This window comes from Acetobacter oeni (assembly GCF_011516825.1).
GTDB lineage: Bacteria > Pseudomonadota > Alphaproteobacteria > Acetobacterales > Acetobacteraceae > Acetobacter > Acetobacter oeni.
This window is the reverse complement of record NZ_WOTA01000003.1, coordinates 138,020-151,450: the sequence shown is the minus strand read 5'-3', so window position 1 is coordinate 151,450 and position 13,431 is coordinate 138,020. Positions and strand designations below refer to the sequence as shown.

Genomic DNA, 13,431 nt, shown 5'->3' with positions numbered 1-13,431 from the left:
GGCGAAATTACGGTGTTGCCTGCTTGCGCCGCCGGAGTTTCCCTGTAAGGCCGGAAAATCTGTTAAGAATTTCATGCATCATGTCGCGTCGGAAAACTGCCAGAAACGCAATGTATGTTCCACACATCACGGTGCCGATCACCAGACACTGAATAAAATCGCTATTCCTGATACCAGGCAATCCGGCGCAGCCGATCCCGAGGCTGGCCGCCACAGCCGAAAAAATAGCCGGCATGAAATAGAATTCGGCGACGGTTTTCCATGAAACACCGCCTCCGATAAGGACCAGATAAGACGTTGCCGGAGGCCATATAAAATAATAAACCGCCACGGCAATGGCGACGCCCATAGTACCATGCAGCCAGCCGCCGATAATAACTATAGCGTAAAACAGGGGCATTCCAACGAGCTGATAGCGAAATCCTCTGGCAAACTCCCGGCGGGCGCTGAGCAGAGAACCTGTCAGCCAGCTCATGGCATCAAACGGCAGGCCAATGCTGAGAATGATGACATAAGGGACTGCATTCATCCAGCGCTGGCCGAACAGGAGATGCAGCCCGGGCTGCGCCAGAGCCGCCTGAAGGAAGCAGAACGGCATAACCAGGTAGCCAAGCAACCTGCTCGCGCGGATGACCGAAGCTATCTGTTTTTGCGGATCGTTTCTGAACTGAGCGAGAGCCGGAAAGACGACGTTAGTGACGTTGCCCGCCAGCATACGCACCGGCTGGGCTGAAAAGCGGAACGCGAAAAAATAGTAACCGACCTCGATTTTTGATGCAATCAGACCGAGCACTATGTAGTCGCCCTGGTTAACAAATTCGATCAGAGTCCGACTGAGAAGTACAAGCGTACTGTTGCCGAACAGATACTGGAGCTGAACAGAACGGAAACGGCGGTTCAGACGCGGCGCTGAGCGTCTCCAGAACCAGAAAGCCCGGAGCGCGCCGACGATCGGATAAGGGAGCGCGAAAGCATAGGCCCCCATCCCGAAGGCTGCAAAAACGACAGTGAGTATCTGAAGGGCAAAAATATCGAAAGTGTTGTAGGTAGCGAGAAAGCGGAAATCCATTTCCGCCCTGATCCTGGCGGTCGGCACGGTTGCTACGGCGCGCAGAGGCGTTGCGATAGCAATAGCGACGATCAGTCCGGTAAGGCCCGGCGAATGATACCATTTTGCAGCCAGGGGGGCGAAGACAAACATTCCGATCATGCCGGCAAAACTGATGCCGAAACTAAGCCAGAAAGCAGGAGTTTCCCACTGAGCGATTGTTTTCTGGCGCTGGAGCAGAACTTCGTCGATCCCGAAGCCTATCAGGGAGTTAGCGATAGTGGTGACGGTCAGCGCCAGGCCGATGACACCGAAATCTTCCGGCATAAGCAGACGGGCGAGGACAAGCTGGGTGACGAATCCGATGCCGCGGGCAGCGAGACTCTGAAAGACCAGCCAGAGAAAACCGCTTGTTGCGGCGTTGCCAACGCCTGAAGGTTTCTGGGCACTCACGGATACATGCCTGTCATCTGAATGCCTGTTCTGCTTCGCATTCGTTTATCGCTCCTTTTTTATCGCACCACGAAAGGGGCGTATTAACCCTTCCCGTATTAGAGCGGGAACAGAAGCGGCGCCAGACCAAGCTTTTCGGCCTGCCTTATATCATATGTTCGGGCTACTCCTCCTCATGCCTGAACATATGATAAAATATACCGGGAAGCCGGAGGTGTTCCTGCAGATTTATAAATTCGCTGAAAAATACCGACGAGCAAAGGAGCGAAACTTTGCTTCCCGGAAGATTTCTGCGTTACTGTCACAATCTTTAATCCGATTGCCCCTTCTGTGCCGGTGAGTAATGCCTGTCTCCTTTTCCGTTATCGTCACCACCTATAATTCGTCCGCTTTTGTTAACCGGGCGATTGAATCATTAAAAAATCAGACACTTCCTCCTATGGAGGTTCTGATTGTTGATGATTGCTCCAGCGATAATACAATCGATGTTATAAAACAGCTTATCACAGGCGACGAGCGGTTCCGGATTATTGCTCTCCCGGTCAACGGGGGACCATCCGCAGCGAGGAACGCAGGTATCGGATTAGCCGGAGGAGAATGGATTGCGACTCTGGACGCAGATGATGCGTATGCACCAGAACGTCTGGAAAAGCTAAGCGCGGCCATCGAACAGACGGGGCCATTGGATATGGTTGCGGATGATCTTCTGTTTTACGATTCGGACATTCGTACGGAGACGGGAGCATCGGGCGCGATACGAGATTTTGGCGGAAAAATAATTAGTCTGCCAATATTCTTTCAATATAATCTCGTGAATGGACAAAGGACAGACTGGGGTCTGCTTAAGCCATGTTTTCGACGGGCGTTTTTGACGGAAACGGGGCAACTTTACCCGACAACGATTCGCCATGGCGAAGATTTTCTGTTTTTCACCAATCTTCTTCTCAAGGGAGCCCGGTGGGGTCTCGTGGATCAACCCCTTTATATTTATACGCAACGAGTAGGCTCTGTCAGCCAGAAATTATCTGAAGTAACACGCACGACGGTTGCTTATGGTGCACTTGCGAAATCCGCACTTAACCTTACGAAATATGATCAGATCAGCAGTAATAAAAATATGATGCGGCTTCTTACAGAACGGGCCAATAATCTGATGAAGCTTGACGATGCGCATTTCTTCTCAGTGGCAATCAGACGGAAAGATATTAAGGGGTTGCTGCAGCGGGCTATGTCACGACCAGTGTTTGTGCCGCATGTCGTTGAGTGTGTATTCCTTGCGGTGAAACGCCGTGTCCGTCGGGTAAGCTGGCTCGGGAAGGCCTGAACTGCCAGAAAAGACATCTGTCAGATCAGCCTCATTCCTGATTTGTACCCATAGGTTCCTTGAACTGTCCCGACACCGGCGTGAGATCTCTGCCCCCCGTTGCCCGGAGCATTCAGAGCGGGGTTGGAATTTTATTATATGACTCTGCAAAGTGCATAAGGCGCACTATAGGGTGGCGAATTATGCCATTACGTAATTCCGCCTCTTCCGTCCCTGCTCCCGGAATATCCCTGACAACCGGCGTATCGGACGGTCTGTATGGCGCGGCACGCGTCCGGGCGATGACGGCGATGTGTCTGTCGATTCTGCTGGCACTGCTTGATTACGCCATTGCCAATGTCGCGCTGCCGGATATTGCGCTGGATCTGCATACGACAGCATCAGAGACGATCTGGGTGGTGAATGCCTACCAGCTGTCGAGCATCGTCTCATTGCTGCCGCTTGCTGCGGTCGGCGCCTGGATCGGCTATGCCCGGCTCTGCGTTATCGGCGTGATTCTGTTTATGCTTTCATCGGTGGGGTGTGCCATGGCCCCGTCCCTTCTGGTTCTGACGCTGGCTCGCGCCGTTCAGGGGATCGGCGCGGCCTGCATGCTGGGCGTCAATACGGCGTTGATCCGTTTCATCTATCCAAAAGCGGAACTGGGACGCGGGATTACCCTGAATATGCTTATGGTCGGACTTGGACTGGCGCTTGGCCCGTCCCTTGCGGGCATTGTTCTGGCTTTTACCACCTGGCCATGGCTGTTCTGGATCAATATTCCCTTTGGCGCCCTGACACTTTTTCTGGCGCAGACTTCCCTGCCGCGCCCCCGGATGCGATCGGCTATGCCAGATCCGGTGGGGGCGCTGCTCTGCGTTATCGGACTTGGTGCGCTGGGGCTGAGCGGCGACGGGTTCGCACATGGCAATAATATTCTGAGCAACCTGGCGTTGCTTGCAGCCGGAACAGGTGCGACGGCTATGCTGGTGCGGCATGAATCCGCGCTGACGCAGCCGATTTTGCCTGTCGACCTTTTACGTGGAAACGCATTTCGAATTGCGTTTTTTACAGGGCTTCTGGGATATATTGCATCGAATTTCTTTCTTGTTTCTCTTCCGTTCGCACTGAATCAACATTTTGGCTGGAGTGCGACAGCGACGGGACTGCTGATGACATCGTGGGCGGCAGGACTAATTCTCTCCACGAATGTTACGAAGCGGCTGGCGGACCGGATTCCGGCCGGACAGATGTCCTCCGTGGGACTGATGATCACGGCAGCTGGTTTCGTTATGTTCCGGATGCTTCCCGAAACGCCGGGGGCTTTTGATATTGCGTGGCGGATCGCAGTTGCCGGTTTTGGCTTTGGCGTGTTTCAGGTTCCGAACAATCGGGCAATGATGCTTTCAGTCCCTTCCGGGCGTGAAGGGGGTGCGAGTGGCATGGTCCAGATGGCGCGGCAGGGCGGACAGACGCTGGGAGCGATGGCCGTGGCGATGACATTGCGTCTTGTGATGACGAACGGCACGATGCACTGCGTTGAAGGCGGGATTCTGTTCGCCGTTGCCGCAGCCATGCTGAGCGCATCGCGACTACTGGGCACCGCCCGGCCACGGCCGGTATCATGAAATCAATAGCGATCCGGCGGACCTGTCCGGCAGAAACAGGATTGCTTCCCGCTGTCGAGCGTTCGGCGGCGCTCGCGTTTCTGGAGGTTCCGGGGCTGGAATGGGTTACCTCCCATGACGTGACACCAGACACGGTGCATGCGGAAGCGCTGCGGGCAGGTCTAAGCTGGGTTGCTGTATGTAACGAAGCGGCGGTCGTCGGGTTTGTAATTGCGGAAGAGTATGATGACGCGGTTCATGTGCTGGAATTGTCAGTGGCTCGCGAGGCACAGGGACGCGGAGCAGGAACACAGCTTGTAAAAACTGTGATCGCTGATGCACGGGAGCGGGGAAAAATGTCCGTGACATTAACGACGTTTCTGGACCTTTCTTTTAATGAGCAATTTTATCAAAAGTCGGGATTTGTTCGCATTCCGAATGAGGCAATGCCCGCACGACTACAGGCGGCCCTAGAATATGAGAAATCGCTTGGATTGCCAAGAAACCGGCGTTGCGCAATGCGGCTGGCATTATAATCCCGTATCGGGGAGAAAATGAACAATCGCCAGCCATCTGCTTCTACTTCAAAAGCGTGACAATCATTCAAAATCTGGTGATTCCCCGAAACGGTTTCGCCGCCCCCAAATTCTGGCCTGAGAAAACAACTCAGATCATTTCGAGTGAAACATGATGTTTGGGTGGCGGAAAGGCCTGATCAAGGGCAGCCAGATCCTCATCTGAAAGTTTTATTTCCCGTGCAGCTATATTTTCACGCAGATGTTTCACCGAAGAAGCTTTAGGTATCGCTATCAGATCAGGCTGACGCAAAACCCAAGTCAGCGCGATCTGAGCCGGCGTTGCTCCTCCAAGCGAAGTTTTATGCTTCTGTGCAATGGAAGCGAGAACTTCGTTTCGCAACAGCACACCCCCCTGCCCTATAGGTGAATATGCCATGGTCGCGATATTGCGTCGCTGGTCATCGGCCAGCAGGTCAAATTCAACGCCACGATGATCGAGACTGTACAAAATCTGATTGGTGACGCACTGGTCACCGCCGACTGTATTATCAAGTTCCTGCATGTCTTTGACATCGAAATTCGAAACGCCCCAGCTTCCGATGAGACCTTCGTCACGCAGTTTTTCGAAAGCCTCTATGGTCTCAGCCAGAGGAACCGCCCCTCGCCAGTGAAGCAGATAAAGGTCGATATGATCAGTCTTCAGACGGTTAAGCGAATTGCGACACGCCTGCGCAACCCCCTTGCGAGATCCGTTTGAAGGCAGCACTTTGGTGACGAGAAAGACTTTATCCCGGATACCGGAGATGGCTTCGCCAACAACATTTTCGGAGCGGCCGTTACCATACATTTCTGCCGTATCGATCACACGCAGTCCGAGTTCAATTCCTGTTCGCAGACTTTCAAGCTCTTCACTGCGGCGAGCGGCATTATCACCCATATTCCAGGTACCCATTCCGAGCGCAGGCACTTCTGTGCCGTTTCTGAGTTTCACTGTCATGGACATGATGTATCCTCCCAATGGTCAAAGCGCATCTGACGAGAAATCGTTCCCTCATACTTATGTTCTCAATAATCAGGATATCCGGCTTATTCACTGCATGTAGTCGCAATATGTTTTCAACGTGAAATGTCTGAATGCAATGAGACACAGTCCGCAAAGTGTTTCTGATCGTTTTTCGTAATTGATTCCAGTGGCGGTGCGGCTACTGACTATCAGCACCCGAGACAGAAGCCGGCTTTTTTCTTTCGGGACGGCCTCGCATGGACGCTCTCCTGCCGGCTCTGTTATACCGCAGATAAGACGGACCCGCTTCCGGTGCGGGCGAAGGAAGCAGGGGCGGATTTTGCATGACGGACGATATGAGAACGAACAGCCTCCGCAACGGACCGAATGCGTCCGGGCATTTCGGGGACGGGCTTGGTGGCAGGTTTGTGGCCGAAACCCTGATGCCGCTGATTCTGGAACTTGATGACGCTTATAAAGCGGCGAAAGCGGACCCCGCCTTTCATAAAGAGCTGGTATTTTATCTGAAAGACTATGTCGGGCGCCCTTCCCCGCTCTGGTTCGCGCGACGTCTCACCGAACATTGCGGTGGCGCGAAGCTCTATATGAAGCGTGAGGAACTGAACCACACCGGCTCGCACAAGCTGAACAATGTGATGGGCCAGATTCTGCTGGCCCGTCGCATGGGACGGAGCCGGATCGTAGCGGAAACCGGCGCGGGTCAGCATGGCGTGGCGACTGCGACAGTCTGCGCGCTGTTTGACATGCAGTGCGTGATCTACATGGGTGCAACCGATGTGGAGCGGCAACAGCCCAACGTGTTCCGCATGAAACTGCTCGGAGCGGAAGTCATCCCGGTGACGGCCGGAGCCGGGACGCTGAAAGATGCGATGAACGAAGCGATGCGGGACTGGGTGGCCAATGTTCACGACACCTATTTCCTCGTCGGAACGGTTGCCGGGCCGCATCCGTATCCGGCGATGGTGCGTGACTTCCAGAGTGTGATCGGTGACGAGACAAAAACGCAGATGCAGGAAAAAGAAGGACGTCTGCCGGATGTGATCGTAGCGGCTATTGGCGGCGGCTCGAATGCGATGGGGATTTTTCATCCGTTTCTTGATGACCCTTCGGTTCGGCTGATTGGCGTTGAAGCTGCGGGGCATGGACTGGACAGCGGTAAGACGGCGGCTTCCATTGAACGTGGGAAACGCGGGGTAATGCACGGCAACCGGACCTATCTGCTGCAGGATGAAAACGGACAGATTACCGAGGCCCATTCGATTAGCGCCGGTCTGGATTATCCTGGTGTTGGTCCGGAACATTCCTGGCTGCATGAAATCGGGCGGGCGGAATATGTCGGTGCGACGGATGATGAGGCGCTTGATGCGTTTCAGCTCAGCACACGTACCGAGGGGATCATTCCCGCCCTGGAATCCGCACATGCCATTGCTTACGCAACAAAGATCGCACCGACACTGAGCTCCGACACATTGCTTGTGATCAACATTTCAGGCCGTGGGGATAAAGACATCAATACGGTCGCGGACCATCTGGGGGTGACACTGTGAGCCGCATTGCACGCCGTTTTGCGGCATTGAAAAAGGCGGGGCGCGGAGCGCTGATTCCGTATCTCGAAGCCTGCGATCCCGATTTTGAAACATCGCTGGCGCTGCTGCGTGCAATGCCGGAAGCGGGTGCTGATCTGATTGAAATCGGGATGCCGTTTTCAGACCCGTCGGCAGACGGGCCGATTATTCAGCTTGCGGCGCGGCGAGGACTGAAAGCCGGCGCGACATTGCCACGTCTGTTTGAAATGGTGCGGGCATTTCGCAAGCACGATAACGAAACACCCGTGATCCTCATGGGGTATCTCAATCCCGTTGAGGCTTACGGGATGCTGCGGTTTTGCGAGGATGCCTCACATGCCGGCATCGATGGACTGATCATTGTCGATATGCCCCCGGAGGAAGCCGGCACGATGCTGGCCTGTGCAGCGGAAAATGGACTGGATATTATCCGCCTGGTAGCGCCGACGACGGATGATAAGCGGCTGAAACTGGTTTTGAGTCATGCGTCCGGTTTTGTTTATTATGTAAGCATCACAGGCATTACCGGAACGCGGTCTGCAAGCGATGCCGATCTTGAAGCTGCACTCCCCAGGTTGCGAAAAGCTACGGATCTTCCGGTTGCAATCGGGTTCGGTATCCGTACACCGGAACAGGCGGCTGCGGCATCACGCATTGCTGATGGCGCCGTCGTCGCTTCGGCCCTGCTCAGTACACTGGCCGGGACGCTGGATGCTAAGGATCGTGCCACAGCCGACACATTGCCAAAGGTTCTGAAGCAGTTACGCGAACTTGCTGCAGCAGTCCGGGCCTAAGTCTTTCCGGGCCGGCAGGCTGCGATGTATCCCCGATGCAGATTACGCCTGATGGTCTGAGACAACAGAAGGCGTAATCTGCCGGATCATTTTTTTCACGACATGCACCTTCCGAACTTTCTAATCGATCAGACTGTCATATCTGAATGCTGACTGGCGCCATTCACGTGATCGGGTACTCGTCTGAATTTCGGGCGCCACTCGCTTGCAATAACTCCGGCTATAATGAAGGCACCGCCAAGCAAGGCGAGAGACGGCAGACTATCTCCCGCAAGTCGTCCAACGATACCGCCCCAGACCGGCTCTCCGGCATAAATGACGGTAGCCCGGGTGGGGGACACGACTTTCTGTGCCCAGTTCATGGTAAGCTGAATCACCACACTCGCAATACCGAGACCTGCGGCGCAGGCGATCCATATGGGTGGGAGAGACGGAACGGTCTCGCCCGCAAAGGGCATGAATGCCAGCGAAAATAGCCCGGCGCAGAGAAGCTGCACGACTGTAATACGACGGCTGTCAACCAGAGGCGCGAAACGACTGATCAGAATGATCTCGGCCGCCATCGCAACAGTTCCAAGAAGAGTCGCTATGACACCGCTTCCGGACCCGACATGATAAGCGCCAGGGCCAGCAAGCAGTATGAGGCCTGTGAAAGCAAGACCGATCCCGGCCCAGCTCATGACATGCGGCGGCTTGCGGAGCACGAACCACTGCATCAGAGGCACGACTGGCACATAAAGCGCTGTCAGGAACGCGGACTGGCTGCTGCTGATACTCTGCAAGCCATAGGTCTGAAGACCGCACCCCAGACAGATTGACAGTCCGATTGTGGCCCCTGCCCCCAATTCGCGCAGCGTCACGCCCCGCATCGTTTTCAGAAACAGGAGCGAGGTTATTATGCCTGCAATAAGAAAACGTGTGCCAACGAAAAGCAGTGGTCCGCTATGATGCACACCGGTCTGAGAGATGAGAAAAGACGCACCCCACAATACGGTAATCCCGACCAGAGCCAGTTCCTGGTGGCTCGGTCTGAAACCGTAACGCTTGCGATCAGAAGAAATGTGCAACATAATGCACTGCATATATGAGCACTATAATGCACAATCAACCCCCGAAAGATGGTGTTCTCTCTCATGTCGGGCAAAATTTGCGTCGCCTGCGCAAAGATGCAGGCCTGAGTCAGGACAGTCTTGCAAAGGCCTCAGGCCTGAGCCGTCGTACTATTGTCAATCTGGAGGGCGGTGACACGAACATCAGTCTCGCCAGCCTGGACCGACTCGCAGAGGCGCTGGAGACAAGTTTTGTGCAGCTTGTGGCTGATCCGCTGGCAGAACCGCGGCGTATTGAGGCGCTGGCCTGGCGTGGTCGGGACAAGGATAGCGAAGGGATCCTGCTCGGCAGCGTTTCTGCGCATCGGGAAGCTCAACTCTGGTCCTGGTCGCTCGGCAAGGGAGATTCTTATCACCCCGAACCTGACCCGCCAGGCTGGAAGGAAATGACATTTGTCACTCAGGGAACGCTAAGAATTGACCTGGAAACAGAGAGCCTGACGGTTACAGCAGGGGACTTCGCAATCTACAGCAGCGCACAAAACTACAGCTATGCTAATCCGGGCGACAGCACAGTACGTTTCGTGCGCACAACGGTGGAATGAAGCTGCAAGGAATAATTCAGTCGGGTGTGCAACCAACCTCTTCAGAAAAAGTTATCAGCTGAAAAAATACAGCGGCTGCCACCCGGGACAGCCGCTGTTTCTTTATTCTATAGTCTATAGTCTCTGTGCCGGGCCGGCATATTGTGTCAGTTGCGTCACTTTCCCGATGCAGCACCGACACCAATCAGCACAAATACAAACAGAATGACACAGATCGCTATGGCGATGAAGAACAGAATCTTCGCCATTCCTGCCGCAGCGCTGGAAATACCACCGAAGCCAAATAAACCTGCGATGATCGAAATAACCAAGAAAAACAGAGCGAGCCTGAGCATCGCATCCTCCTGCTAACATGGCAAAATGCCGTCGTCTTATAAACAGGTTTCCGGCGTGCGGGTTGCACAAAACAACGCATAGCGGAACGACTATCTGTCCTGCTTCGTCTCCATATTACTTCCGGGCCAGCTTAGCGGCGCGCGATCAGCGCTCCTGTGACAACCCCGAACACGGCAGCTACTCCCAATGATACCAACGGAATATCTGCGGTAATGTCCCGAACTGTATCAAGGCTGTCAGCGACACAATCGCTGCACCAGGCCCACCCCGTTCCGCCTTCGGAAGAACCGGCAATCGGATCGTCCTGTAGCCGCCCTACACCTTCTTCGAGTGTGTAGCTTGTTTTGTCTTCGCCGATCTCAGCCATGACGCTGCCCTTCACTGAATGATCCCCGAAACGTATGTGGGTCAAACTTACACACCGGGTCAACGCCCTCCCACAAAACCACGAACCGGCACCTACGTTATATCCCGTCAGATCTCTGCTGATTGCCAGTAAACCGCTCCGCCAGGATCAGGTTCACCGGAGATGAGCGCACGCATCCGTCCGGCCAGAGCACGCATAGCCGCTGAGGACGGATCACGAGGTCGTGGACCAACGATAAGATCACCACGAACAGAAGCCGGGCACCCAGCCAGAACGACGATCCGATCAGCCAGGAGAAGTGCTTCGTCGATATCATGAGTCACGAATAGAACTGTCTTTTTTGTCGCTTCCCATATTCCGAGAAGTTCGGATTGCAGCCCTGCACGTGTAATGGCGTCCAGTGCACCGAATGGCTCATCCATGAGAAGCAGATCGGGATTGACTGTCAGCGCCCTCGCCACACCAACCCGCTGCCTCTGACCACCGGAAAGCTGACGCGGCCACCGATCAGTTACGGCCGATAACCCAACGAGACGGAGCGCTTCATCCGCCCGGACATAGCGTTCCTGGCGGCTTAACCCCAGACCTTCCAGACCAAGTTCGACGTTATGGCGCACATTGCGCCACGGCATAAGACGCGCATCCTGAAAAACGAGGGCAGTTCTCCGTGATCCGGCCAGATCAGGTGCAGGGGCCAGTATCACACGTCCTTCGGTCGGAGCGATCAATCTCATGACAACGCGAAGAAGAGTAGACTTTCCGACCCCGGACGGGCCAAGAACAGCCACAAATTCTCCGGCTTCCAATGTCAGATTGACGTGGCGGAACACGAAGCTGGCGCCATTGTTATGCGACAGGCCAGCGTCCTCCAGACGGATCAGAGCGGTCATACGTTCAGCCCTGCCATCGCAACAACCGTGCCCGCACAAAGCTAAAAAGAAAATCTGTCAGAGCATAAAGTCCGGCCATGGTGATCATATAAACAACGACGATATCAGTCGCGAGCAGGCTGGATGCCTGCATCATACGGGCACCGATACCAGGCACCCCAAACAGTTCAGCGGCGACAACAGACATCCAGCCTTGTCCCAGCCCGGTTCGCAGCCCGGCGAGCAGTCCGGGAGATGAGGCGGGAATGATGACATACCGCATCCGTGCAATAAACCCGCTATGTCCGAAAGCGGCAGCGACTTCATAGAGTTCCGGGTCAACGGATTTCACCGCGCCATAGGCAGCGTAAAAATTGATCCAGAAAACTGAAATAGCAATTACAAAAGTTGCACCTGCCGTATTCAGTCCAAACCACAGAATGGCAAAAGGCACCCAGGCGAGCCCCGGAATGGGACGAAGAAAACGCACGATGCCGGCAGTCAGCGCATCAGCAAGTGGCACGGCGCCGCAGCCAAGCCCCGCCAGAGCGCCAAGAACAGATCCGATAACGAGACCGGTCGAGTAGTGCTCAAGACTGTCACAAACGGCATGCTGCCAGTAGCCACCGGCGACTTCACTGCGCCAGGCAGGCCAGAGTTCTGTCGGCGCAGGTAACAGACCTGGAGGCACCACATGAAACTGAACACATGCCTGCCAGATACACAGCAGTACGATAAGCCCGACAACGCCCAGAACCGTTCGCGTGCCGGAGCCTTTTCGTCTGAAAATCCTGAACCTGGTCATGAAGATTTTACTGGACACCCTGCCGCCACGTCACCGTATCGAACAGGCTGTCAACTGGAATGGCATTATGCAGGAGACCCTGAGAGACTTCAAAATCCTGCAGGATTTTGACCCCTGCTTCAATCCGGGTGGGATCGGAAACAAAATCCCGGGCAGATGCCTTTAATGCGCTTTCAATCAGAGCCGGTTTCATGAGGCCATCACCGAGCGCAGATGTGACGTATGGCGCCGCTTCTTCGGGGTGTGAGGCAAGCAGTTCTGTCGCTTTGACGAATAATGTCGTCAGCTTACTTTTCCATGCAGCGCGATCCGGAGCATCCGGATGGAGCACCGCAAAGACGGAGCCTGGCTGGTCCGGCATCAGGTCATGGCCTGTCGCAAGAATCCTTGCCTCCGGCACACGATTACGGATGATGGTCAGAGCCGGTTCACGGAGCACGGCGGCATCAACGGCATCAGCCAGAAATGCCTGTTGGGCAGCGTCGATATCTATTCCAACAATATCGACTGTATCAGGAGCAATTCCAGATTCTTCTTTGAGCCAGTAACGCAATACGGTGTCGGGAACAGAACCCTGTGGCTGCGCTGCGATTTTCGGATTACGTCCGACAACTGCTTTGAAATGCGAAAAACGTTCCTGAAGCGCTTCATGCGTTAACCCGCCCGGTTGCGATATATCCAGACCTGCCGCAAGAGGGCCCCGGGCAACAACAGCAAGCTCCTCAATGGCGCCGGTTGCGAGCACTTTCACGTCCACCCCGTGACCGCGAGCTTGCAGTAACGGCAGCACGCCGGCCACATAAGCATCAATTCGGCCTGAAACGAGCGCCTGAATAGCTTGTGGCCCGGACGTGAAACGAACAAGCTGCAAATCCAGCCCTGCCTCCTTCGCCCAGCCTTTGCCATCAATAACGAACAGGGCAGAGGAACCAAGAACGGGAATATAGCCAACCCTGATCACAGGCGCGGCAGAGGCCATGCTCACACTCACCAAGAATGTGACAAAAGCCGTCAGTATCATGCGCAGGACTGATATCCGAATATTTTTTTTAGTCGCCACGGAAGAGCCCCGCTTTATTTAAACGAAT

The 13,431-nt window shown here is 54.7% G+C and carries 14 protein-coding genes; 6 read left to right on the top strand and 8 right to left on the bottom strand.

Features of this window, described 5'->3' with window-relative positions; genetic code table 11:
• Window positions 1-7: 7 nt before the first annotated feature.
• A complete protein-coding gene (locus GOB90_RS03220) occupies window positions 8-1,501 on the bottom strand; it encodes a lipopolysaccharide biosynthesis protein (protein ID WP_146884787.1) in 1,494 nt (497 codons plus the stop codon).
• A 343-nt stretch (window positions 1,502-1,844) separates the two neighbouring features.
• On the opposite strand from GOB90_RS03220, the gene GOB90_RS03215 reads away from it, so the two are divergent.
• From GOB90_RS03215 to GOB90_RS03205, 3 genes are all read left to right on the top strand, one after another.
• Window positions 1,845-2,825, top strand: coding sequence for a glycosyltransferase family 2 protein (locus GOB90_RS03215; protein ID WP_146884789.1), 981 nt, complete (start codon window positions 1,845-1,847; stop codon window positions 2,823-2,825).
• 182 nt (window positions 2,826-3,007) lie between these two features.
• Window positions 3,008-4,432 (top strand): MFS transporter, encoded by a 1,425-nt coding sequence (locus GOB90_RS03210; RefSeq protein WP_146884792.1) that lies wholly within the window; start codon window positions 3,008-3,010, stop codon window positions 4,430-4,432.
• Window positions 4,429-4,947 (top strand): GNAT family N-acetyltransferase, encoded by a 519-nt coding sequence (locus GOB90_RS03205; RefSeq protein ID WP_146884794.1) that lies wholly within the window; start codon window positions 4,429-4,431, stop codon window positions 4,945-4,947. The genes GOB90_RS03210 and GOB90_RS03205 overlap by 4 nt, the downstream gene beginning before the upstream one ends.
• Before the next feature lie 130 nt (window positions 4,948-5,077).
• Here GOB90_RS03205 and GOB90_RS03200 read toward each other — a convergent pair whose 3' ends face one another.
• Window positions 5,078-5,932, bottom strand: a complete 855-nt coding sequence (locus tag GOB90_RS03200; protein WP_146884796.1) for an aldo/keto reductase — start codon at window positions 5,930-5,932, stop codon at window positions 5,078-5,080.
• 344 nt (window positions 5,933-6,276) lie between these two features.
• On the opposite strand from GOB90_RS03200, the gene trpB reads away from it, so the two are divergent.
• Window positions 6,277-7,500 (top strand): tryptophan synthase subunit beta, encoded by a 1,224-nt coding sequence (gene trpB / locus GOB90_RS03195; RefSeq protein ID WP_146884798.1) that lies wholly within the window; start codon window positions 6,277-6,279, stop codon window positions 7,498-7,500.
• Complete coding sequence (gene trpA / locus GOB90_RS03190) at window positions 7,497-8,312, top strand: tryptophan synthase subunit alpha (RefSeq protein WP_146884800.1); 816 nt, start codon at window positions 7,497-7,499, stop codon at window positions 8,310-8,312. Before trpB ends, trpA begins: the two co-directional genes overlap by 4 nt.
• Before the next feature lie 128 nt (window positions 8,313-8,440).
• Here trpA and GOB90_RS03185 read toward each other — a convergent pair whose 3' ends face one another.
• Window positions 8,441-9,382 carry a DMT family transporter gene (locus GOB90_RS03185; protein ID WP_146884802.1) on the bottom strand — a complete coding sequence of 314 codons (942 nt, stop codon included), beginning with the start codon at window positions 9,380-9,382 and terminating at the stop codon, window positions 8,441-8,443.
• 26 nt (window positions 9,383-9,408) lie between these two features.
• Between GOB90_RS03185 and GOB90_RS03180 the strand changes: the two genes are divergently transcribed.
• Window positions 9,409-9,966 carry a helix-turn-helix domain-containing protein gene (locus GOB90_RS03180; RefSeq protein ID WP_198912610.1) on the top strand — a complete coding sequence of 186 codons (558 nt, stop codon included), beginning with the start codon at window positions 9,409-9,411 and terminating at the stop codon, window positions 9,964-9,966.
• A 155-nt stretch (window positions 9,967-10,121) separates the two neighbouring features.
• Here GOB90_RS03180 and GOB90_RS03175 read toward each other — a convergent pair whose 3' ends face one another.
• The 5 genes from GOB90_RS03175 to GOB90_RS03155 all read right to left on the bottom strand — a co-directional run bounded on the left by GOB90_RS03175 (window position 10,122) and on the right by GOB90_RS03155 (window position 13,322).
• Window positions 10,122-10,301: a DUF1328 domain-containing protein gene (locus GOB90_RS03175; protein ID WP_146884806.1), complete on the bottom strand. Its 180-nt coding sequence runs from the start codon at window positions 10,299-10,301 to the stop codon at window positions 10,122-10,124.
• A gap of 131 nt (window positions 10,302-10,432) precedes the next feature.
• Entirely contained in the window at window positions 10,433-10,669 is a 237-nt protein-coding gene (locus tag GOB90_RS03170) for a hypothetical protein (protein WP_146884808.1), read from the bottom strand.
• 107 nt (window positions 10,670-10,776) lie between these two features.
• A complete protein-coding gene (locus tag GOB90_RS03165) occupies window positions 10,777-11,559 on the bottom strand; it encodes an ABC transporter ATP-binding protein (protein ID WP_146884810.1) in 783 nt (260 codons plus the stop codon).
• A gap of 4 nt (window positions 11,560-11,563) precedes the next feature.
• Window positions 11,564-12,343 (bottom strand): ABC transporter permease, encoded by a 780-nt coding sequence (locus GOB90_RS03160; protein ID WP_146884812.1) that lies wholly within the window; start codon window positions 12,341-12,343, stop codon window positions 11,564-11,566.
• A 7-nt stretch (window positions 12,344-12,350) separates the two neighbouring features.
• Window positions 12,351-13,322 (bottom strand): ABC transporter substrate-binding protein, encoded by a 972-nt coding sequence (locus GOB90_RS03155; RefSeq protein ID WP_242011763.1) that lies wholly within the window; start codon window positions 13,320-13,322, stop codon window positions 12,351-12,353.
• Window positions 13,323-13,431 lie beyond the last annotated feature (109 nt).

What these genes read in the sequence shown, in the direction of transcription:
- GOB90_RS03215 (WP_146884789.1), top strand. Translation starts at nt 1,845, where the DNA reads ATGCCTGTCTCCTTTTCCGTTATCGTCACCACCTATAATTCGTCCGCT.
- GOB90_RS03210 (WP_146884792.1), top strand. Translation starts at nt 3,008, where the DNA reads ATGCCATTACGTAATTCCGCCTCTTCCGTCCCTGCTCCCGGAATATCC.
- GOB90_RS03205 (WP_146884794.1), top strand. Translation starts at nt 4,429, where the DNA reads ATGAAATCAATAGCGATCCGGCGGACCTGTCCGGCAGAAACAGGATTG.
- GOB90_RS03200 (WP_146884796.1), bottom strand. Translation starts at nt 5,932, where the DNA reads ATGTCCATGACAGTGAAACTCAGAAACGGCACAGAAGTGCCTGCGCTC.
- trpB (WP_146884798.1), top strand. Translation starts at nt 6,277, where the DNA reads ATGACGGACGATATGAGAACGAACAGCCTCCGCAACGGACCGAATGCG.
- GOB90_RS03185 (WP_146884802.1), bottom strand. Translation starts at nt 9,382, where the DNA reads ATGTTGCACATTTCTTCTGATCGCAAGCGTTACGGTTTCAGACCGAGC.
- GOB90_RS03180 (WP_198912610.1), top strand. Translation starts at nt 9,409, where the DNA reads ATGCACAATCAACCCCCGAAAGATGGTGTTCTCTCTCATGTCGGGCAA.
- GOB90_RS03175 (WP_146884806.1), bottom strand. Translation starts at nt 10,301, where the DNA reads ATGCTCAGGCTCGCTCTGTTTTTCTTGGTTATTTCGATCATCGCAGGT.
- GOB90_RS03170 (WP_146884808.1), bottom strand. Translation starts at nt 10,669, where the DNA reads ATGGCTGAGATCGGCGAAGACAAAACAAGCTACACACTCGAAGAAGGT.
- GOB90_RS03165 (WP_146884810.1), bottom strand. Translation starts at nt 11,559, where the DNA reads ATGACCGCTCTGATCCGTCTGGAGGACGCTGGCCTGTCGCATAACAAT.
- GOB90_RS03160 (WP_146884812.1), bottom strand. Translation starts at nt 12,343, where the DNA reads ATGACCAGGTTCAGGATTTTCAGACGAAAAGGCTCCGGCACGCGAACG.
- GOB90_RS03155 (WP_242011763.1), bottom strand. Translation starts at nt 13,322, where the DNA reads ATGGCCTCTGCCGCGCCTGTGATCAGGGTTGGCTATATTCCCGTTCTT.